This window comes from Streptococcus dentapri, from assembly GCF_042649885.1.
In the GTDB taxonomy this organism is placed as follows: Bacteria; Bacillota; Bacilli; order Lactobacillales; family Streptococcaceae; genus Streptococcus; species Streptococcus dentapri.
This window is the reverse complement of record NZ_JBHSAC010000046.1, coordinates 1-22,679: the sequence shown is the minus strand read 5'-3', so window position 1 is coordinate 22,679 and position 22,679 is coordinate 1. Positions and strand designations below refer to the sequence as shown.

At 41.8% G+C, this 22,679-nt stretch carries 16 protein-coding genes and 4 pseudogenes; 4 read left to right on the top strand and 16 right to left on the bottom strand.

What is annotated here, in order from left to right; all coding sequences use genetic code 11:
• Window positions 1–37 precede the first annotated feature (37 nt).
• The 16 genes and pseudogenes from sufB to ACFOSE_RS05240 form a co-directional block, all read right to left on the bottom strand.
• Window positions 38–1,456 carry a Fe-S cluster assembly protein SufB gene (gene sufB, locus ACFOSE_RS05315; protein WP_380431353.1) on the bottom strand — a complete coding sequence of 473 codons (1,419 nt, stop codon included), beginning with the start codon at window positions 1,454–1,456 and terminating at the stop codon, window positions 38–40.
• Between the two features lie 165 nt (window positions 1,457–1,621).
• A complete protein-coding gene (gene sufU / locus ACFOSE_RS05310; RefSeq protein WP_380431351.1) occupies window positions 1,622–2,053 on the bottom strand; it encodes a Fe-S cluster assembly sulfur transfer protein SufU in 432 nt (143 codons plus the stop codon).
• A complete protein-coding gene (locus ACFOSE_RS05305; protein ID WP_380431349.1) occupies window positions 2,040–3,266 on the bottom strand; it encodes a cysteine desulfurase in 1,227 nt (408 codons plus the stop codon). The genes sufU and ACFOSE_RS05305 overlap by 14 nt, the downstream gene beginning before the upstream one ends.
• A gap of 40 nt (window positions 3,267–3,306) precedes the next feature.
• Window positions 3,307–4,569, bottom strand: coding sequence for a Fe-S cluster assembly protein SufD (gene sufD / locus ACFOSE_RS05300; RefSeq protein WP_380431347.1), 1,263 nt, complete (start codon window positions 4,567–4,569; stop codon window positions 3,307–3,309).
• A 79-nt stretch (window positions 4,570–4,648) separates the two neighbouring features.
• Complete coding sequence (gene sufC / locus ACFOSE_RS05295) at window positions 4,649–5,419, bottom strand: Fe-S cluster assembly ATPase SufC (RefSeq protein WP_380431345.1); 771 nt, start codon at window positions 5,417–5,419, stop codon at window positions 4,649–4,651.
• 103 nt (window positions 5,420–5,522) lie between these two features.
• Window positions 5,523–6,683 carry a glycosyltransferase family 4 protein gene (locus ACFOSE_RS05290; RefSeq protein WP_380431344.1) on the bottom strand — a complete coding sequence of 387 codons (1,161 nt, stop codon included), beginning with the start codon at window positions 6,681–6,683 and terminating at the stop codon, window positions 5,523–5,525.
• 6 nt (window positions 6,684–6,689) lie between these two features.
• A complete protein-coding gene (locus tag ACFOSE_RS05285) occupies window positions 6,690–7,490 on the bottom strand; it encodes an adaptor protein MecA (RefSeq protein WP_380431342.1) in 801 nt (266 codons plus the stop codon).
• Window positions 7,491–7,600: 110 nt separating this feature from the next.
• Window positions 7,601–8,440: an undecaprenyl-diphosphate phosphatase gene (locus tag ACFOSE_RS05280; RefSeq protein ID WP_380431340.1), complete on the bottom strand. Its 840-nt coding sequence runs from the start codon at window positions 8,438–8,440 to the stop codon at window positions 7,601–7,603.
• Window positions 8,441–8,491: 51 nt separating this feature from the next.
• Window positions 8,492–10,402: a DUF2207 family protein gene (locus ACFOSE_RS05275; protein ID WP_380431338.1), complete on the bottom strand. Its 1,911-nt coding sequence runs from the start codon at window positions 10,400–10,402 to the stop codon at window positions 8,492–8,494.
• Between the two features lie 487 nt (window positions 10,403–10,889).
• Window positions 10,890–11,636: an alpha/beta hydrolase gene (locus tag ACFOSE_RS05270; RefSeq protein WP_380431337.1), complete on the bottom strand. Its 747-nt coding sequence runs from the start codon at window positions 11,634–11,636 to the stop codon at window positions 10,890–10,892.
• A gap of 323 nt (window positions 11,637–11,959) precedes the next feature.
• Window positions 11,960–13,129: a low temperature requirement protein A gene (locus tag ACFOSE_RS05265; RefSeq protein ID WP_380431335.1), complete on the bottom strand. Its 1,170-nt coding sequence runs from the start codon at window positions 13,127–13,129 to the stop codon at window positions 11,960–11,962.
• A 253-nt stretch (window positions 13,130–13,382) separates the two neighbouring features.
• Window positions 13,383–14,024, bottom strand: a pseudogene (locus ACFOSE_RS05260) (NAD(P)H-binding protein).
• A gap of 21 nt (window positions 14,025–14,045) precedes the next feature.
• Window positions 14,046–14,885 (bottom strand): aldo/keto reductase, encoded by an 840-nt coding sequence (locus ACFOSE_RS05255; protein WP_380431334.1) that lies wholly within the window; start codon window positions 14,883–14,885, stop codon window positions 14,046–14,048.
• A 346-nt stretch (window positions 14,886–15,231) separates the two neighbouring features.
• Window positions 15,232–15,702, bottom strand: a complete 471-nt coding sequence (locus ACFOSE_RS05250) for a hypothetical protein (protein ID WP_380431332.1) — start codon at window positions 15,700–15,702, stop codon at window positions 15,232–15,234.
• A gap of 151 nt (window positions 15,703–15,853) precedes the next feature.
• Window positions 15,854–16,360: pseudogene (locus ACFOSE_RS05245) on the bottom strand (C39 family peptidase); the annotation flags it as partial.
• A 60-nt stretch (window positions 16,361–16,420) separates the two neighbouring features.
• Window positions 16,421–18,298 (bottom strand): annotated as a pseudogene (locus ACFOSE_RS05240) (GBS Bsp-like repeat-containing protein); the annotation flags it as partial.
• A 311-nt stretch (window positions 18,299–18,609) separates the two neighbouring features.
• Between ACFOSE_RS05240 and ACFOSE_RS05235 the strand changes: the two are divergent.
• The 4 genes and pseudogenes from ACFOSE_RS05235 to ACFOSE_RS05220 all read left to right on the top strand — a co-directional run bounded on the left by ACFOSE_RS05235 (window position 18,610) and on the right by ACFOSE_RS05220 (window position 22,591).
• Window positions 18,610–19,716: pseudogene (locus ACFOSE_RS05235) on the top strand (IS3 family transposase).
• 156 nt (window positions 19,717–19,872) lie between these two features.
• Window positions 19,873–20,061, top strand: coding sequence for a hypothetical protein (locus ACFOSE_RS05230; protein ID WP_380431330.1), 189 nt, complete (start codon window positions 19,873–19,875; stop codon window positions 20,059–20,061).
• Between the two features lie 257 nt (window positions 20,062–20,318).
• Window positions 20,319–21,851 carry an ABC transporter permease subunit gene (locus ACFOSE_RS05225; RefSeq protein ID WP_380431328.1) on the top strand — a complete coding sequence of 511 codons (1,533 nt, stop codon included), beginning with the start codon at window positions 20,319–20,321 and terminating at the stop codon, window positions 21,849–21,851.
• Window positions 21,851–22,591 carry an amino acid ABC transporter ATP-binding protein gene (locus ACFOSE_RS05220; protein ID WP_380431326.1) on the top strand — a complete coding sequence of 247 codons (741 nt, stop codon included), beginning with the start codon at window positions 21,851–21,853 and terminating at the stop codon, window positions 22,589–22,591. Before ACFOSE_RS05225 ends, ACFOSE_RS05220 begins: the two co-directional genes overlap by 1 nt.
• The last annotated feature ends 88 nt before the right edge of the window (window positions 22,592–22,679 follow it).

Here is a 22,679-nt window from a genome sequence, read left to right as displayed (position 1 = left end):
CCAAAAGCAGGCACTTTGTCCCATTTTCACTCACTTCCTATCCAACAGACCCTTCCATTTCATAGCTGATTAGACGATTCAATTCAACAGCGTATTCCATAGGAAGCTCTTTGGTAAATGGCTCAACAAAGCCCATGACAATCATTTCAGTTGCCTCCGATTCACTCAGTCCGCGGCTCATAAGGTAATAGAGTTGTTCCTCTGAAATTTTTGAAACCTTGGCTTCATGTTCCAAAGCAACTTGTGAGTTGTGAATTTCATTAAAAGGAATCGTATCCGATTTAGACAGATCATCCATCAAAATCGTATCACATTCGATATGACTGACAGATTTGGATGATTCGCGGTTAAAGGTCACTTGTCCACGATAATCCACCTTACCGCCATTACGGGCGATGGATTTTGAGACAATAGATGATGATGTATGCGGTGCGTTGTGGATCATCTTGGCGCCTGTATCCTGATGCTGATTGGCATTGGCAAAGGCAATAGATAACATAGTACCACGCGCCCCTTCACCGTCCAGATAGACAGATGGATATTTCATGGTCGTTTTAGCTCCAAGGTTCCCATCAATCCATTCAACCGTAGCGTTTTTAGTAGCTCGGGCACGTTTGGTTACCAAATTATAAACATTATCAGACCAGTTCTGGATAGTTGAGTAGCGCATATAGGCTCCATCTAAGGCAAAAATTTCAACAATAGCCGCGTGAAGACTAGCAGTAGAATAAGTTGGAGCCGTGCATCCTTCGACATAATGAACACTGGCTCCCTCATCCACAATAATCAGGGTCCGCTCAAACTGAGCTGTTGCCTCATTATTGATACGGAAATAAGTTTGGAGAGGAATATCAACTGTAACACCCTTAGGAACATAGATGAAAGTTCCACCAGACCAAAAGGCCGAGTTTAGGGCTGCTAATTTATTATCTGTCGGCGGTACCAATTTAGAGAAATACTCTTTGAAGAGCTCCGGATATTCCTTTAAAGCGGAATCGGTATCGGTGAAGACAATCCCTAACTTATCATACTCCTCTTTCATATTGTGATAAACCACTTCGGATTCATACTGAGCAGAAGCACCGGCTAGATAAGCTCGCTCTGCCTCGGGAATACCGATCCGTTCAAAGGTTTCTTTAATTTTTTCAGGAACATCCTCCCAATCACGAGCGGCCTTTTTAGAGGCTTTTTGATAATAAATCAGATCATTAAAGTTGATTTCTGAGAGATCAGGTCCCCATTCTTGCATGGGCATTTTATTAAAAACTTCTAAAGATTTGAGGCGGAAGTCTAACATCCACTCAGGCTCCTCTTTTTCAGCAGACATCTTGCGAACTACCTCCTCATTAATGCCCTTACCAGTTGAAAAAATTGGGGTAACATCATCATGGAAGCCGTATTTATATTCACCAAGATCAATCGGCTTTGGATCTACTTTTTCATTTTCAGCCATCATTTTACCTTAAGCTGACCATCAGAAGGCATAGAAAAGGCAAGAGTCCAATAGTGGTAGCTTGCCTATTACTCCTAATCGTCGCGCCGTCCTTTCTATAATCCTTTTATAGGAAATTAACGCAAATAAACTATATTTTTAATTCTATCTAACCGAAGTCAGCTCAATCTATTGACTACGCTCAATAGCTTTTTTAAGGGCATTCCAGGCTAGAGTTGCACACTTAATCCGTTGCGGAAACTTAGAAACCCCAGCCATCAACTCTGATTCTCCAAGTTTCTTCTGCCTTTCGTCCTGCTGTCCTTGGACCATATGGGAAAAAATTTCAGCTAGTTCAAGGGCTTCTTCCTTGGTTTTCCCAATAACAGCATCTGTCATCATGCTGGATGAAGCTGTCGAAATGGTGCAACCATCACCAGTAAAAGCTATATCTTCAATCGCATCTTCATTAAATTTGACCGAGAGATTGATGACATCTCCACATGTAGGATTATTGAGCTGTAACTGCTCGACCCCTTCCAAGACACCGCGATGGTGCGGACTTTTAGAATGGTCGGCAATCACTGCCTTATAGAGACTATCTAACCTAGAAAGTGCCATTGAAGAACTCCTTTGCTTTTAAGATGGCATCAACAAGTTTATCACAATCTTCCTTACTGTTGTAAATGTAAAAGCTGGCTCGCACAGCCGAATGAATACCTAGATGATTGATTAAAGGCTGGGCACAGTGGTGACCTGCCCTAACAGCAACTCCCTCATAATCAAGGGCGGTTGCCACGTCATGGGGATGCAATCCCTCTAAATTAAAGGCAATCACACCAGCACGTTGAACAGGATCTTGTGGACCATAAATAGTCAAGCCTTCAATGGCCTGTAACTTAGGCAAGACATAGGCGACCAAGTCCTGTTCATGAGCATGGATATTCTCCAAGCCAAGATTATTGAGATAGTCAACAGCTGCTCCAAGTGCGATACTGCCAGCAATATTAGGAGTCCCAGCTTCAAACTTCCAAGGGAGTTCCTTCCAACTAGCCTCCTGCTCATAAACAAAATCAATCATCTCACCGCCAAATTCAATAGGAGAAATACGATTGAGGATTTCTTCCTTACCATAGAGGACACCGATACCAGTTGGACTCAACATTTTATGACCGGACAGAGTAAAGAAATCACAGTCCAAATCTTGGACATCAACCTTCATGTGAGGGGCTGATTGAGCACCATCAACAACCAGATAAGCGCCTACTTGGTGGGACAACCGAGCAATCTCTTTAATGGGATTAATACAACCTAACACGTTAGAAATTTGAGCGAGACTGACAAATTTTGTTTTTGCAGTTAATTTAGATTTGAAATCATCCATATCGAGCTGACCGTCTTTAAGATAGGCATAAACCAACTCAGCGCCCGTCGTCCGGCAGACCTCCTGCCAGGGAATTAGATTAGAATGGTGTTCCATAATGGACACCAGAACCTGATCGCCAGGTTTTAAAATCTCCCTAGCAAACTGGGCAACCCAATTGAGACCCGTCGTTGTCCCGCGTGTAAAGAGAATCTCTTTGGTGCTGCGCGCATTGAGAAATTGGCATAACTTTTCACGACTAATCTCATAATTTTTCGTCGCACGCTCTGCCAATGTATGCACTCCACGATGTACATTAGCGTTATCTGTGTGATAGTAGTCCATTAAAACATCAAGAACTGCTTGCGGCTTTTGAGTAGTCGCCGCATTATCTAAATAGACCAAGGGCTCATCATTAACAAGCTGTTGTAAAATGGCGAAATCCTTTTGTATTTTTTTGACGTCTAGCAATGAAAACTCCTTCCAAAAACAGAAAAAAACCAATATCTCTTTAACGTTTATCCAATTTTGTATCAAGCACAGAAATCATTTCCTCACGAACTTCTTTAATTGGAATTTCTGTAATGACTGCTCCTAAGAAGCCACGGATAACAAGACGCTCAGCCTCTTCAAACTTTAAACCACGGCTCATCAGATAATGCATATCTTCTGGATCAATTTGACCGATAGAAGCTGCGTGTCCTGCAGTAACATCATTTTCATCAATGAGCAAAATTGGATTGGCATCCGAACGTGCCTTGTCCGACAGCATTAAAACACGACTTTCCTGCTGAGCATCCGCCCCCTTAGCCCCTTTGACAATATGACCGATACCATTAAAGGTCAATGTTCCACGTTCAAGAATAACACCGTGCTGCAAAATATGGCCGACCGAATTACGACCATAATTGGTCACTCGAGTATCAATTCCTTGGATTTGACGGCCGCTCGATGCTGCTACCACTTTAAGGTTGGCGTCGCTGCCATCACCAATCAAATCGCTGTCGAAATCCGCAATGACATTTCCTTCATTCATGACCCCGAGAGCCCAGTCGATTGAAGCATCTCTATCCAGACGGCCACGACGACTCATGTAGGTAGTCAAGTTTGTACCCAGACGATCGATAGCAGAAAATTTAATCTGACTGCCAGCCTTAGCAATGACTTCAACGCTGATATTGGCAGTGGTCTTGACACTGGCATTACCGATAGATTCAAACCGCTCCAAATAGCTCACCTTAGCATTGCGACCTACGATGATGAGTACATGCTTGTTAAAAGGCACAGCACTATCACTATCTTGCAGAAAAATACCCTCTATAGGTAGGTCTACTTCAACATTATCGGGAACATAGAGGACAGCTGCACTATTGAAATAGGCATAATGGTAGGCCGCTAATTTATCTTCATCAAAAGCCAGAGCCGTGCCCAAATTAGTCTCAATCACATCTGGAATTTCTTCCAGTGCAGTGGTCAGGTCCGTAAAAACCACACCTTGCTCTAGTAAATCAGCCGGTAGTTGTTGAAGTAAGGTCTGCGTCCCCACCTGAACTAATTTAGGATTGTTCCCAAGAGCCGTGAAATCAGGAACATTTGCGACTGCTTCATTTTCAGAAATGGTTCCATCTCCCAGATTCCAACGGTGAAATTTCACCCGTTCGATATTGGGAAACTTGAGCGTGTCAATATTATCAAAAGCAGCTAGACGCCGCTCTTGCAGCCAGATAGGTTCAGCCTGCAGCTGCGAAAAATTTATAATAGATTTTTTTGACATAATATGATGTTTACTCCTTCTTTTCTAGTAGTTTCTAAGTTGAATAGGGCCTAGGCCAAAGGGATAGGCGACATCATTTTTAGACTTCTTCGTGATATTCAAGTCCCAGATCCTCTGCCACTTGAGCATAACCTTCTTTTTCAAGGCGGGCAGCCAATTCAGCATCCCCTGTCAGGACAATTCGACCATCCATCATAACATGGACTACATCAGGAGTGATATAGTTGAGCAGACGCTGATAGTGGGTGATGATCATAGCACCAAAACTCTCACCACGCATAGCATTAACCCCTTTTGAAACAACCTTGAGGGCATCGATATCGAGACCTGAGTCAATTTCATCAAGAAGAGCAAACTTGGGTTCTAACATCAAAAGCTGAAGAATTTCATTGCGCTTTTTCTCACCACCTGAAAAACCCTCATTGAGGTAGCGCTCTGCCATTTCTTCCTTCATACCAAGCAGCTCCATTTTTTCGTCGAGCTTTACGATGAAATCACGCACCGAAATCTTTTCGTCATCTTCCTTACCAGCATTCATAGCAGCACGGATAAACTCGGCATTAGTAATTCCCGGGATTTCTGAAGGGTACTGCATGGCCAGAAAAAGGCCCAAACGCGCACGTTCGTCTACCTCAAGTTCAAGAATATTAACACCATCAAAGAAAATCTCACCCTCAGTCACTTCATAATTGGGATTCCCCATGATGGCAGCAGAAAGAGTTGATTTCCCTGTACCATTTGGTCCCATAATAGCAGCAATTTCACCTGTCCTGAGTGTCAGGTTCAAGCCCTTTAATATTTCTTTATCTTCGATAGAAACATGAAGATTTTTTATTTCAAGTACAGACATTAGAGACTCCTTTTATCAATAATTTCAAGGCTAAAAGCCCTCTTATACTATCTCATTATAACAAAAAAAGACAAGCTTGGCTTTGTCTTTGTTTATAAAAATCCTACTTAAACCGCTGCTTCCATTTATCAATGACAGATTGGCGATAGCTGCTGTTCCCAATAAATTTCAGGCAACTAAACAAGGGGGTACGACCGACTCCCCAGATTTCCAGCCCTTCAATCAGAACCTCAGCTGTAAAAAGGAGGCCGACCATCAGCAGGATCCCACCCCAACGGCTTGAAACATTTAGTAACAAGGAAGTTAGTGAGAAAACCATGGTAATACCATAGACCACTAGAACGGCGCCTCGATGGGTGAATCCCATGGCTAGCAAGCGGTGATGCAGGTGCATTTTGTCAGCCTCCATAGCCGGACGGCCAGACAACTTCCGCCGAATAATCGCCACAAAGGTATCTAAAATCGGAACACCTAGAATGATAACTGGCGTAATGACTGCCACTGCCGTTGAATTTTTCAAACCTTGCAGGGACAGAACCCCAATCATAAAACCGATAAAGAGGGCACCGGTATCTCCTAGGTAGATAAGGGCGGGATTGTAGTTGTAAGGAAAAAATCCTGCAATGGCTGCAATCAAGAGGAAGATGGTTAAAGTCGTATAAAGGTTACTATCAAAAAGAAAGAAATAAGAAATCAACCCCATAGTGGTCAGGCTGATGATTGAAACCCCGCAGACCAGACCATCCAGGCCATCAATCAGGTTTATGGCATTGGTAATCGCGACAATCCAAAGAACTGTGAAAAAGAAACTGAGAACCGGACCAAAATACAGCATGGGACCCCCAAAGGGAATCTTAAAACTGTCAAAACGATAGTCAGTGAAAGTCCAGACAACAACTGCTCCCAGAATGATACCTAAGAGTTTTGCTTTAGGCTTAAGCTCATGGATGTCATCGATAAAACCGGTTATTGCAATGATTAGCCCCCCAAAAGCGACCGGCATAATATAATCAAAATAAGGGGCTAAATAGTGATGCTTTTGCGTGATAATCGGCATCAAAATCATGGAACCAATCAAAAAAGCGATTAAAATGCTCAAGCCACCACTGCTAGGCATAGGAACCTTATTGATACGACGAGCATTGGGATTATCAACAGCTCCGATATGAAAGGCTAAAAAGCGCACCAAAGGAGTGATGATTAAGGAAATGAGAAAGGTCCCTATCAGCACCAGAATATAATAGAGAAGAAAGCGATTTATCATCTATACTTACACCAACTCAACCCTTTTTAAGCGCTCAACAGCAGAATGACCCAGTAACCTAACGCCGTGTTCCAACAAATAAGCGCGTGTATGGGTTGCTGGTTGACCGTATTCTAAGAGACGAGCCTGCAGCTGCCTACCGCGGATAGGTTCTTCGCCATCAACACTAAAAAGAGCTGTAATATGATACTTATCATCTAATTTGAAAAGCTCAGATGCTTCAACTGGGACGTCAAGAGCTTTTGCTGCTACAATAGCAGCCTTTAAACTTGGGAAATCAGCAACATAGTGAACGAAGTTAGTGACAGGAATCAAATCCTCATCTCTAAATTTTATCCTCTTAGGACCTTCTCCGTCTTCAGAGCTAGCTGTCGCTGACTCTTCCATATCGGGTAGACTATTGATTGCATCATCCAACATCTCCTCAAGATTCTTCAACTTTTCATGAGCCTCTGTATCCCCATGAGCTATCATATTTTTTTCCAAATTTTTGAAGAATTCTTCGGGATTCATGTCAGCAAAATCTCCCACATCCTCTGCCAACTGTTCAAAATCTAAATCTTCATTTAGCTCAGACTTGGTAACAAAAACATCTACTCGATCTTGACGTGGTGTTACTCGAAAACTAAGCATTCCTGTCGCCTTAAAATTATCCGGAATATCCAATTCATCCAAAATAGCGTAGAAAAATTCTTCTGTTTTTTCCTGAGGCATGAGAAAATCTTTCAACTCCATACCGTAAGAGTCTAAATCCTCAAGACTAACCGTAATCTTAAGTGTTGACTCATTGATCTGTTTCATTTCCATAATATTTTAACCTCACCAAGTAGTTACTACATTATACAAGAAAAGTCGCAAAAGTTCAATTTTACAGCAACCTAAAAAGACCGAGGGTTTGCCTCGATCTTTTTAGATATTTACACCAAAACTTTAACTACTGCATAGAGGAGCAGAACAATTCCTAGAGCGATACGGTACCAGCCAAATATTGTAAAATCATGCTCTTTAACAAAATTAGTTAAAAATTTGATAACAGCCATGCTGACAGCGAAAGCCACAGCCGAGGCTACTAAGAGAATTAACCACTGGTCAATATTTAAGCTATTGCCATCAAGGAAAAACTTGACGAATTTAAGACCACTGTAGCCAAACATAGTAGGTATCCCTAGGAAAAAGGTAAAATCAGCCGCCACACTACGGCTAGTTCCAACTAGGATAGCCCCTAAAATAGTGGCACCTGAGCGACTGGTCCCTGGAATGATACTCAAGACCTGAAATAGACCGATATAGAGGGCTGTCTTATAGTGCATCCTAGTCAAATCTGTCACCTCAGGTTCAACATCTCGATTGCGTCTTTCAATCCAGATGAAGGCAATCCCGTAGACAATCAACATGGTAGCAACACTGGTAACATTGCCAAAATGTGCATCCATCCAATCATCAAACAGCAAACCAACTATCGCTGACGGAATACAGGCGATGACAACCTTGAGCCAAAGCTGCCAGGTCAAGCGCACTTCACGCGCTGTCTTTCCCTTTTGAAAAGGGTTGAGACGATCAAAATAAATGACCATAACCGCTAAGATAGCTCCCAGCTGGATAACAATTTTAAAGAGCTCCCAAAAAGCGGCACCTTGCTTAAGACTAATAAATTCCTCGACAAGGATTAAATGACCTGTACTGGAAATGGGGAGCCACTCCGTAATTCCTTCGACGATTCCTAAGAAAATCGCCTTGAGCAGTTCAATGATTAGCATAATAACTCCTAGACTAAATTTAGTTCTTATTATAGCAGAATTTTATGGAATTTAGAAGGCACCTCCGCCGCCACCGCCTCCGCCGCCAGAGAAACCACCGAAGCCAGAGCTTCCAGATGAGACACTGAAATGAGAGGCACTATTGGCCGCAGTAATGGAATTGTTGAATTGACTGGTCGCTAAATACAACTGGGGTGCAAGATAAGGGTAGATTGTCGTTATTGGGTAATCAGACAGCTGAACACTGTGCAGTTCCATATAGCGCTCTACTTTATCAGCGTGACCAAAGAGGGTTGCATAAACCAGCATTCGATTCCAGATGATAAGACTTTCCAGCTCTGCCTTTTCAAAAGTACCAATATCGGCCATCATTTTATCGAAACTATCCCAGAGCAGACGAACTCGACCACCTTCTGGCGTTAAAACGCCAGAATAGCGATAGAAAGCTGTCCTCCATAAAAAAAGAAAAAGAATGACAATCAAAGAAAAACTCAGCAAGATATAAAATAGAGTGATCAGATGGAAATAATAATGAATGAGAAGATAAACTGTCACAACTATCGGAATAATAATCATAATCGTTAGACTTACCCCGATGGCATTCAGTTGTCCTCGTTCTTTTTTACTTAATTTGCGGTAGCTGGCTGGAGCAAAACTGTCAACCTGAGCCTTAACCTCTTGAGAGATGCGTTTTGCCTGCACTTTAAAGGCATTGGTGATTTTATTTCCCGCACTGCGCATCTGACCTTCTAATTCGGAGCCGCTGTAAGCCTTTTTTAGACGCCTCTTGGCATCCTCATCAAAATGATAGTCTGAAAATAAGCTAGATACTGGCAGATTCAGATTTTCTCCAAAGGCCCAGCTGATAAAATCATCTTCATAGTCGCTCAACTGTGATGTATCACCAATGGTTAACCAGTATTTTCCTTCTACTTCTTCCATAACCAAGGCCTTACGATCAATTAAATCCAGTAACTCGGCCTGCAGTAAATTATCAAAAGTAACAGGTTTTCTTCCCATGGCCTTACCAAAAGCACTCAAATCAAAGACAGATTGATTGTAAACCATCTGCATCACTGCCAGAGGGGACAGATCAGCAGGCATTTCATAAAGACGAACTGGTTTGAAGTAGTATCTAGTCAATGCTTTTTTCAAGCGATAATAACAGACACAGAGCAGGACCAGACTGACCATTAAAATAAGTGGTATGGCAGCATTCACCAAGAACAGACGCCTGCGATTTGCTCGGCCAATCTTATTTTCCAACTTTCGGAAATCATCTAGATGGCGGCCGGGCAGACTTGCCCCTTCGATAATATCGGTATCCCAATAGGCATGTAATTCTAAACGATTATGAACATTTTGAGCAGCGATATGATAAGTATTGTTCTCTTTTGTGACTCGGGGAGTATCTTGCAGATAGCCTCTATGCGGAACCAGTTGGCTCTGTTTAGAAGTTCCGTCAATAGACACATTCATTTCGACCTTGTCTAGCCTTACATCCCAGTTTGAAATGGGTGACCAATTCAACTCTGCAATATCTTGATATTTGAAAAGCATGTTAGAAAGCTGCCATTCTACATCTAGCTCAACCGTGTCACCTTCCTGACCAGAATTATAGACTTTGAGACGATAGCCGTCTCCTAAGTTTTCAAGATTGGATGAGACATAAATCTCTTTACCATTCTTATAGGCCCTGACAGTCGGGGGCCCCGAAAGGGTAAATCCCTTTGGCATTTTGCCAGCCGTGCCCAGACTAACATATTGCCCCTTGTAACTAGAATCAAAATGATAAGTCACCCTTTGACGATAGATAGCAGAATTATCTTGATGGATTGCCAAATCACCTATATAAGAAGGAATACTATACTCCACATCATCTGCATAAACATTCATCGCGCTACTCGATAGGATACCTAAAAATAAAGCGACTAAGATAACTATTTTTTTTAACACCTTCATAACTCAATTTTTCCTTATCTTACTCGTTAGACGATTCACTACTGACAAAGTCAAAGTATGGTATTTGGAATGGTCACTGTAGGTTCGTTTATACCCAAATCGCTGATGTGATTTCAAAAATACTCTAAGCACAGTTTTTACATTGCTAACGAGGATACCTTCCGCCTGAAAATTGCCATCAAACCAAAAGACCACGTCCATTGATGGAATGATAAACGAATCCATACTCTAACAATGACTAAAAACTAATGACTTTGCAATTCATTAGTTAAATTAAAGCATACCTTATAAATTTTGTACAGAAAAAGTAGTGGATGATAGGGGATAAGTCTTATCAAACTGAGACAAAATATACTGCCCCAAAAAGTTAGCTTTACTTTTGGGGGCAGCGCTCAGTCTCTTTATTGATGTAGTTGAATAAGTGGGACAAAAATTATATGCTGTGTAAAAAATAAGTTGATGAAATTGACTTTAATGCCATTGCCGATTAATTATCATTGAAGAATGGTAAAATAGCTTTTGCTGCCTCATCAACAAATGGGTATAAATCGTACATATCGAAGTGACTTGCTTCTGGTATAACAACCCATTCTTTTACTTTACTTTGAGCTGCATCGAAAATTTCACGAGAAGCTGGCTGACTCCACGCATTTTCTGATAAGATGACCAAATAAGGCTTCGTCATATCTTTCATAATTTCTGTGACATTATATTTAACGAGTTCTAATTGGCTCCAAGCAACAACCTGATTACTCCAACGTGGACGATTTCCGCGAGCGCTGTAACAATATTGAGCACCTTCTTCAAAATCACGTGGTTGGAAGTTGAGGTGCAGCAATTCACCAGTACCATTTTCATAAGCTTCTTTAGCTGCTCTCACGTCATCTTCCGGCATGAAGAAATTAGTCATTGGAGAGGTTGAAATATCAGAAATAGGTGGTACTACTGCTGTAATAGCCTTTAGACTAGGCTCTTTGACACCTGCAACTGACCTGTAAGAACCAGAACCACAAATACCAAGACCACCGATACGATTGTTGTCAACGTAAGGAAGACTTTCAAGGAAATCAACGGCTCCCACAATATCTGTTTCTTTTACGTCAGGAAGTTCTTGTTGACGCGGGAAACCTTCACTTTCACCAAAATAAGCACCGTCAGAAGTTAGCGCAATATAACCAGCTTCCGCTAAAAGATTAGCATAGGTTACTTGCGCTTGTTCTTGAACAGAAAGCATTGGTCCTGTGACAACAATAGCAGCATAATCTTTAGTTCCATCAAATTCTGCCGGTAATAAAGATGACCAGCCAAACGAAGGTCTAAAGCTTTATTTTTAAATATTACGTTTTGAATCGTCATTATTCTTTCCTCATTTCTTGAATTTGGATCAGTCATCAGTCAACTGACTTAACAATAGCAAAGCAAGACTTGCTTTGCTATCGTTAATTACAGTATAACTTTTTCCACAAACTTTGAAAATGACTTTTAGAGTATACTAAGCATACGTTTTTTGTATGCCGCTTTCACAAAAAAACAGCCATAAAGACTGTTTTTTGAAATCTAGGCAAAATCACGGTGATTCTGGGTAGGATCTGGGTGGGGAATATTTTGATTTTCACGAATCTTTCGCCGCAGTTTCATGTAATAACGACTCATCGTCCAGAAAAAGGCGATGAGCAAGAGCGATAGGTAGAGTACGTGAGCCCCAATCAGCAATGAGGCACCGATGAAGAGCGCCAGCCCCAGAGCAAAGACAACAAAGTACTCTGGTCGCATCCGGTAAAGTTCATGATTATAGATTGTTGTAAAGAGCGTTCCGATGTAAAAGAGAGGAACTCCTATCAAAAACATATAAAATCCTGTCTCTGCATGATGGTGGTCAGCTAGAAATTCGACGCCAACCGTGAAGAAGTTAATTCCCACAAAAATCAAAATATGTGAATAAAACAGCAGCGACACATTGACAGGGCGATGATGGTCGATAGCAAGAAAAGTCTGGTTCATATAAAACATGAACATCAAGGCCATCCCCAAAAATAAAAGCGCACCCTGATAGAGGTTTTCCGTGATGGGGTAGTTGCTGATAATGGCGATGACTGTCTCGCCAAATGTCAGAATAGTCACCAGCTGACTCCGTTCAACCGCATGTGGAAAATTAGTCTTGGTCTCAACACCTTTGTAAAAAAAATGATTGGCAAAGCGAGGTAAGATGATTGGTAGAAGGTAGATAGCTAGGCTTAAGAGGCCAATATCGAGCCATCCCAGCACTGCTGGCAGTAAAGACAGGATATAGATACCCATGAGACCCATATTGACCTTCATATCTCTGTTAAAGCCAAGAACTCGCCCTTTTAGGAAATATTGCAATGCAATCACTCCATAAGAAGCTATTAAAAGCAAATTAAAAGAGACGACTATTGGACTTCCCGCGTATAAAGAGGTAAAGTCCATCCTGAAATTGAGGGCCATATTACCAAGGAAAAACATGAGGGCAATCACCGTGAAAATGTCAATCCTTCTAGAATCACCGTACTTCTCATAATAAAAGACCTCGTTAACCCAAACCATAAGAAGGGTCATATTAGAGATGACAAAGGCCAAAATGGAGCTTACAGTAATCTCCTCTAAGTGCATAGCACCCGTCAGTTGCCCGATGGCAAGGACCAAGGACAAGTCAAAAAAGAGTTCGTAGTTGGACACGCGCTTTGCGCGAATAGATTTTTTAGACATGTAATTCCTTTCTATTTTTTCTTGTCTTATTATACCAAAAGAAGGAAAAGATAAAACTAAAAGGACTTAGTCCTGTAGCATACAGAACCAAATCCTTTCACTAATATTTTTTGTCTAACTTTTGGGGTCAGTACAAATCAAGGTTTTTACATGTTGTCTAATTAATAAATTTCTTGTGACGATTTTAGTTTTTATATGTACATCAGTATTAGTCTGACATGTATTCATCAGCAAAACAATTTTTTACAAAAGGCTAATAAAAACTTGGCTTTGTAAAATCAGTTCCAACTTCACCTAGTCCAAGACTTTCACGGTGATAATCTTCTTTACCAGTTAGTAAATCAACAATAAATTGTGCTACTGATTGACGAGACATTTGGGCAGAGGTGAACGGTTCACCTTTTCTTGTTACTTCTAGCGGAACCAATCCCTTGTTATAGAGCCAAGTAATGCGGAGTAAGACATAGTCCAAACCACTAGCTTCTACCATATCCGCAAACTCTCGAACAGGAGAAGTCCACACGATACCAGTATTATCTCGATACCATTTCTGGAAAAGACCTGTGATTTCTTGGTAAATATCAGGGACCTACCTTGCCACAATCAGACGCTCTACACCTGATTATTTGATTGCTTCTAAAGGGGTTCCAAGCACATCTGGACCAGACACATAGTTAAGATAAACCGAGTCCACACCTTCTAATGCAAACAACAACTGTGCCTTATCATTGAAATCACCATCAACAAGGGTAACGCGTTCTGATGCTAGATTAGCAAGCCGTGTATTGGTTTGTCTAGCATAGAGGACCAATCCGTAGTTAGTTTGGTCAAGCAAATAATTTGTGACCATTCGTGCAATCTGACCAGCTGCTCCCAAAATCAAGATTTTCTTCATTTACAAGACCTCACTTTTTGATTAATCATTAGCATGAATGTCATAAGCTGACAAGAGATGCTCACCCACACCTGGTGCGTCTGGGTCAAGGGCACGAAGCTCAGCCAAGTCGTCTGCTGTCAATTCAAAATCAAAAATGTCTTTGTTAGAGGCCATGCGGCTTTTCTTGATTGATTTTGGCAAAGCGACGATCCCTTCTTGATTTTCAAAACGTAGGATGATTTGACCAACATCTTTGCCATATTTATTAGCCAAGTTTGTGATGATTGGTTCAGCAAATAAGTCTTTATTTCCTTGTCCCAGCGGTGCCCAAGCTTCAATGGTAACATTATCTTTTGCAAGCAAGTCACGTAGGGATTTTTGTTGGAAGTAAGGGTTGAACTCAACTTGATTAACAGCTGGAATGGTAGTAAAATTTGGAACAAATTGCTTCCAGAAGTTTGATGTAAAGTTTGACACACCGATTGATTTGATTTTACCAGCTGCTTTGGCTTCCTCCAGAGCCTTCCAAGCTTCTTCGACTTTGCCGTAAGGTTGGTGAAGCAGGTAAAGGTCAAGGTAATCAAGCCCCATTTTTTCTAGAGTTGCATCAATGGTTGCTTTGGCTGTTTCGTAAGCAAAATCTTGAATCCAAAGTTTGCTGGTAACGAAGATTTCATCACGTGGAATGCCTGAATCTTTGATGGCTTGTCCAACTTCTTTTTCGTTAAAATAAGCTTGCGCCGTGTCAATATGACGGTAGCCAACTTCCAAAGCTTCTTTCACCGCTGTATAGGTCGAGCCGTCCGCTGGAATTTGGAAAACACCAAAGCCAATTACAGGGATTTTGTTTCCGTCGTTTAATGTAATTGTTTGTGTCATTTTGTTTACCTCATTTCTTTTTATGACTTTATTGTATATCTAAATTTTTCAAAAGTATATTACTTATGTGCTAACCTAATATGCGTTTAATGTATGCTAAATTCATTCTGATGACACTTGGCCTTTCCAAAAGCTACTTAAAAAGTATTATAAGTATAATCACAGACGGCAGTGTAATCATGTTTAGCGCCTTTTCGTTCTCTAAAAATAAGATTAGCTTCCCACCTAAATTGTTTTGGGTCTGTGCTAGCTAATGCCAGAACTTGATTTTTAAATGCTTGATAAGCAAAGTCTAATAACGGTGAAAACTAGGATTAAACCTGTTTCATAGAAACACCTATCATTTTTATTGAAAAAGGTAACTAACCCCATGCTGAACTTCTAATTCTAATGATTCTTGATTATGCTCACCATTAGCATTCTCCCAATAAATCAGATTATCATCAGTGATGAGATCACCATGATTCGTCGAAAGAGCATCAAGCTGAGGCTGCATACTATATTTGGTACCATCATTCTCATCTACCATAGCAATTATTTTAAAATCATCTGCTTGATACTGATTTTCTTCTAAGCCAGAAACCAAGGTATCAGCGACTACCTCATCACTAGAATCTCCTGTGATTTGTCCTATCCAACTATCACCAGCCATTGGCATATAGTCATGGAAAAATTGACTTTGCGAGACTAAAACATCCCATGTAGTAATCCCTCCCATTAAATAGCCACCAAACGCTCTATGAGTTCTGCTATTTTCAAAGGAAGTATCGCTAGTGTCTTTGGCATAAGTTGTCAATTGTGACTCAACCGTTTTCATCACTGTTTTCACTTCAGTTGACAAAGAGCCATTATTCACAAGGCCAGCATTTCTTATTCCACAATAATCAAAAGACCCTGTTCTTAATGCCTCCTAAAACACTGGGCAACAGGGCCGTTTGCTGTGAATGAGTCTCGTTTAGCCTGACAATCTAGGCATCTGTAATCTTGATAAACGGAGCACCGATACCACTTGTATCAATCGGGTCATGACTTTGTTCATTCCAAAGCTGACTTACTGAATACCAGCCAGAGAGTCCAGAAGTATAAGGATCAGATACATGGGTGCTGCCATTGTTGTAGCCCTTGAGAACTAATTCATGGCTGCCATTGCGGACAAAAACACTATTCTGCACAGCCGCCAAAACATGATAGCCTTGCGATAAGGCTGTTTGAACCTGACCCAAGCTTCCCAGAGGTGTCGCAACCAGACCCCAATGACTAGCAGCTTGTAGAATCCCTTGGCCACTGGTTCCGTCAAAATTCTTGTTGAATTCATTGGTATTGTTGTAAAGGTAGTCAGCCACTTGGTTCGGGGTAATCTCTTGGCCCTTGAGTGAGCTGATAACCATCGCTAAGTCAGTTGGCACGCATCCTGTTGGCCCAAGATAACCGCGCCCATATTTCAGGCCAGACCAGCAGCCATCTCTTTGGTTGTAATAAGGTGTATCATAGCTGGACTTATTAACTTGGAAATCATAACCGGTCAAGGCAGTCATCTTATCTCCAAGCCGTTGATAAACATGAGCATGATAAGTTCCGGTACCATTGTGGTTTTGAGTATTGACTTGCAGGGAAGCCTCTAAGTTGGAACGGTTCATCTCATACCAAATGATATCATCCTGATCATGGGTATCCGACCAAACAGCCACTAAAATATCGCCATCACCAGGAACATTGTGAGCCGTAATCAGATAGTTTCCAGTTCCTTTATAGGTACTGATTACCGTTACCTGCTCCTTATTCTCATTAGCCGGCACCTCATAAGTTGTTCCAGTGACACCAACCAACTGATTATTCTTATCGACATAGTATAGATGAATTATGTAAGTGCCCGTCTCATTCTTATGGTCAGACAATTTAACAGTTACCTTGTAATCACCATTAGCCTGTCTATCTGCTGTATACCAGATGATATCATCTTGGTCGTTCCTAGCTGTCCAGACGGGAACCTTAACAGCTAGAATCCCATTACTGTCTGAAACATTGGAAATTCTGACATCAAAACCATTGGAAGTCTGATTTTGAATGGCAAGAGTGCCAGTCACTTGTTTATCCATCTCCTTAGCTGCTGACTGATACTGCTGACCTGCTATACCAACCAGCTGGCCATCATTCTCTAGGTAATAGAGATGAATATTGTAAAGGCCGGTTTCATTCTTATGATCAGACAGTTTGACCGCTACCTTATAAGTGCCATCTCCCTGTTTAAGGCCGTCATACCAGATGATATCATCTTGGTCGTTCCTAGCTGTTCAGATAGGAACCTTAACGGCTAGGATCCCATTACTGTCTGAAACATTGGAAATTCTGACATCAAAGCCTTGGTTGGTTTGGTTTTCAACACTGATTTGTCCGGTCCGTTTGGATTCTGAAGGCTGTGAAATTGGCAGCTTATCCAACATGACATAGCGGCGGATACCGCTGTAGGAGACATAAGAAATCCATTGGTAACCATCGGCCTTAACTTCCTTATCATAGTTGACTCCTTCCCCTTTGTTAAAGGTGAACTCTGTCTTAGCAGCTGCCCTAGCTTCATTTTTAACCGCGACTTCCCGATCAAAGGTATAGCGCTGCAGGGTTGGAAAAGTGGTTTCGCTGTCTCCTGCTGACTGACCGCCTGTCTTAGGTGCCGGAACTTCCTTAACATCCAGCTTAGCAATATTGGCATAACGGCGAATGCCGCTGTAAGACCTGTAACTCAGCCATTGATAACCATCCTGAGTGAGCACTTGGTCGTAGTAAACACGGTCACCTGCATTGGCGTAAAAGGCCATAGGCGCATCGGCAGAGGGACTGTTCTTGACTTCTGTACGCTCTGGATAGGTATAATAACCCGAACTTGGAATAGCTTTGCCAACCGCTTGAACCGTTGTCGCCACAGAGGCTCTTGTCACAGCTGGATTGGCTTGAACCGGTGCTGGACTTTCACTCTGCTTAGAGGTAGCACTAACAGCCTGAGGTGCTGATGGTGCCTCAGGCTGAGCGGGTACAATATCTGTCTGGCTGGCAGTGTCAACCATAGCCGGTGCTGCACTCTCTGTCCCAGCATCTGTAGAAGCCACATCAGAAGTTTCTGCCGCAGCCTGAGCTGAATCCAGATTAGCTGGTTGAGAGGCAGCCGTCTTATTGGCAAGGACTTCAGGGCTGCTGGCTTCTGTCTGTGCCGCCAAGCTATTTCCGTCTTGAACTGACTGATCAGCAACAAGCGTCTGAACCGTTTGATCTTGAGGCTGACCTACTGGCACTGCCTGTTCATCAGCCAGCACTTGGCCGCCGAAGAATAGGCTGGCACCGATTAGGACCGAGGCTGCCCCAAAGGAATATTTACGAATGGAAAAACGCTGTCTTTCATTCCAAGTGAAATCTCTTTTCATGGAGTAATCTCCTTTCTGACTAAGATATCTTTTCATTAGTATTATTGATTAATATCTAGGGCTATTATAACAATAAAAGAAAACGCTTTCAACATATAATTGTAATTTTCTGTTATTATTTTGTAATATCACATTTATCCCCAGACTAATAATAGGACTCAAGGTAATAAAAAGGCTCTATAATTTCTGTAGTGGGTAATCCCACTCGGGAGATTATAGGGCTCTTAAATACCACTGGAAACTCTGAATAGGTTACACTAAACTAGACAGTCTTATAAAGTGTTCTACACTAAAGAAAACAGGAGAAAAGTATGTCTAGAAAAGTACGTCGCCAATTCACAGATGAATTTAAACAACAAATCGTTGACCTTCACAATGCAGGAAGAAAGCGTAGTGAACTGATCAAGGAATATAATTTAACACCCTCAAGTTTTGATAAGTGGGTTAAACAGGCAAAAACGACTGGCTCCTTCAAGTCTGTTGATCATCTGACCGATGAACAGCGTGAACTGATTGCCCTCAGAAAACGCAATAAAGAGCTGGAAATGCAACTAGATATCCTAAAGCAAGCGGCAGTGATTATGGCACGAAAAGAAAAATAATCACTGCTAATAAGGATAAATACAGTATTTCAGCTATGTGTCGCTACTTGAACATTCCTCGTTCCAGCTATTACTACAAGGCTGTAGAGCCGGTATCTGAAATGGAGCTTGAAGAAATGGTGAAGCGTATTTTCCTTGACAGTAAGTCCAGGTACGGCGCTAGGAAGATTAAGAAATGTCTGGAATGTGAAGGCATTACCCTATCTCGTCGTCGGATTCGTCGTATCATGAAGCGATTGAATCTTGTATCCGTTTACCAGAAGGCTGCCTTCAAACCGCATGCTAAAGGGAAGAATGAAGCACCCGTTCCAAATCTCTTAGATAGACAGTTTAACCAAGAAAAGCCACTTGAAGCTCTTGTAACGGACTTGACCTATGTCCGTGTAGGTAAGCGCTGGGCTTATGTTTGCTTGATCATTGACCTCTTCAACCGTGAAGCCATTGGCCTATCCTGTTGGTTGGCACAAAACTGCAGACCTCGTCAAGCAAGCTATTCAAAACATTCCTTATGCTCTGACCAAAGTCAAGCTCTTTCACTCAGATAGGGGCAAGGAGTTTGACAATACTTTGATTGATGAGATGTTGGAAGCATTTGATATTACTCGTTCGCTGAGTCAGGCTGGTTGTCCTTATGACAATGCGGTAGCTGAGAGTACCTACCGTGCTTTCAAACTTGAGTTTATCAACCAAGAAACCTTCCACTCACTAGAAGAACTCGTTCTTAAAACCAAGGACTACATTCACTGGTGGAATCATCACCGTATCCATACTAGTCTTAACTACCAGACGCCTATGGCTCGGCGATTAATTACTTAACCAAATACACTTTATCAATTTTGTACAGAAAAGTGTTGCCTTTTCACTTCGTGATATCGGTATTTGGCAACAAATTATCAAAGACAATATTCCAAAAGCCAAATTCATTTAGCAAGATGAGGCTGATAATTTTGATGAATTAGGCGCTACTCTAGTTTGCCCCATTTCACAACCAACATTACACAGTCCCTACGCGAAAAACAAGTCCGCAATCGCCGTTTAGAGATGCCGATTACTGACGAAACAGCCCAGATTGATTTTTACCTCGCCTATCTAAAAAATAACAAAAGAAAAATCAAAAATGATATCACTGCCATCCAAACTGCTTGGACTAATTTAAAATGATAACAGATGCAAATTTGACATATCATTTGCGAAAATATATAAAAACAAAGTTGAGCGCTTTTGTCTCAGCTTTGTTTTAGTTATACAATTTTCTTCTCATATCGCGGCCGCATGAAACTTATTTCGCCAGATTTAATCTTCCCCTTAAATACACACTAGCTTATGACCCGCTTTTATAGGCAAGCATATTGAAATAGCCTGACTTTTCCTGTAAAATAAGAAGACAAAAACAATTTTATAGGAGTTCCTAAAGCTAAATGAAGAAATTACTACTTCCCTGCTTGCTTGCCTTTCTCTGGCTTTTCGGAAATTCGACAAGTGTTAAAGCAGATGAATACTTACGTGTCGGCATGGAAGCCGCTTATGCTCCCTTTAACTGGACACAAAACAACGACTCTAATGGTGCTGTTCCTATTGAGGGGAGCAAGCAGTATGCCAATGGTTACGATGTTCAAATTGCCAAGAAAATTGCCAAGGGGATGAATAAAAAACTCTTGGTCGTTAAGACAAAATGGGACGGTCTCCTGCCAGCTTTGACCTCAAAAAAGATTGACCTGATTGTCGCCGGTATGAGCCCGACTGAGGAGCGTAAAAAAGAAATCAATTTCTCAAACAGCTATTACACCAGCGAACCGGTACTCGTTGTTAAGTCTGATGGTAAATACGCTGACGCCAAGAATCTCTCTGATTTTAGCAAGGCCAAGGTCACTGCCCAACAAGGGGTCTACCTCTACGATTTAATCGATCAAATCCCTGATGCTTCCAAGCAAACTGCTATGGGAGACTTCGCTCAAATGCGTCAGGCGCTTTCAGCCGGCGTTATTGATGCCTACGTTTCTGAGAGGCCCGAGGCTTTAACGGCCGAAAATACCAGTAGTGATTTCAAAATGATTGAACTAGATAAGGGCTTCACCACTAATCCATCTGACACGGCCCTAGCAGTCGGCCTACGCAAAGATGATACGGCAACACTCACTAAGGTCAATGAAATTTTAGCAACTATTCCTAAAAAAGATCGTCTTGAACTCATGGACAAGATGATCAAGCAACAACCTGGTAGCCAAAAATCAACCGGCTTCATCGGTCAAGCCTGGACCATTTTCAAAGAAAACTGGTCACAATTCCTGCGCGGAACAGGTATTACCCTGCTCATCTCAGTCATTGGTACATTGGTTGGTACCATCATTGGTCTTTTAATCGGAGTTTACCGCACAGCGCCGGTTGCTGATAATAAGGTTCTGGCTCTTTTACAAAAGACTTTTGGTTGGATTCTCAATGTTTATATTGAGGTTTTCCGTGGAACTCCAATGATTGTTCAGGCCATGGTTATCTACTACGGAACGGCCCAAGCATTTGGTGTGTCATTGGATCGCACCCTAGCCGCTATCTTCATTGTATCAATAAACACTGGGGCATATATGAGTGAGATTGTCCGCGGGGGGATTTTCGCTGTTGACAAGGGACAGTTTGAAGCAGCTACAGCTCTAGGCTTCAATCACGGTCAAACCATGCGCAAGATTGTACTTCCTCAGGTTATACGCAACATCCTGCCAGCCACTGGTAATGAATTTGTTATCAATATCAAGGATACTTCCGTATTGAATGTCATTTCCGTTGTCGAACTTTATTTCTCAGGTAACACCGTTGCGACACAGACTTACAAGTATTTCCAAACTTTTCTCATTATCGCAGTTATTTACTTCATCTTGACCTTCACTGTGACTCGTATTCTCCGCTACGTTGAGCGTCGCTTTGATCAGGATAATTACACCCAAGGAGGTGCTCACTAATGGCGGATACCATCTTAGAAATTAAGCATTTAAAAAAATCTTATGGACAAAACGAAGTCCTTAAAGATATCTCACTGAGTGTTCAAAAAGGTGAAGTCATCTCTATCATCGGTAGTTCAGGCTCTGGGAAATCGACGCTTCTGCGCTCTATCAATCTTCTGGAAATGCCGACTGAAGGCGCAATTCTCTACCACGGTCAAGATGTCCTGCAAAAGGGTTATGACCTAGCAACCTATCGCGAAAAATTGGGAATGGTCTTCCAATCCTTTAACCTCTTTGAAAATCTCAATGTCTTGGATAATGCGATCGTCCCTCAGACAACTGTCCTTAAACGATCCAAAGAAGAAGCCGCTAAAATTGCCAAAGCCAATCTTGAAAAAGTTGGTATGGGGGAGCAATACTGGAAAGCCAAGCCCAATCAACTCTCAGGCGGACAAAAACAAAGAGTAGCCATTGCGCGTGCTCTCTCGGTCAATCCCGAAGCCATTCTTTTCGACGAACCGACATCAGCACTGGACCCTGAAATGGTAGGCGAGGTCCTTCGTACCATGCAAAATCTTGCCAAATCAGGACTGACCATGCTTATCGTAACCCACGAAATGGAATTTGCTCGTGATGTTTCTGACCGTGTCATCTTTATGGATCAAGGGGTAATCGCCGAACAAGGCAGCCCTCGACAACTCTTTGAAAGCCCAAAGGAAGCACGAACTAAAGAATTTCTGCAGCGCTTCTTAAAATAAAAAAGGCCGTTAAACGGCCTTTCAGACTGAAGACAAAGCTCTTGGAATTGCATTTCTAAGAGCTTTTTGCTCTGTTTAGGAGTATACT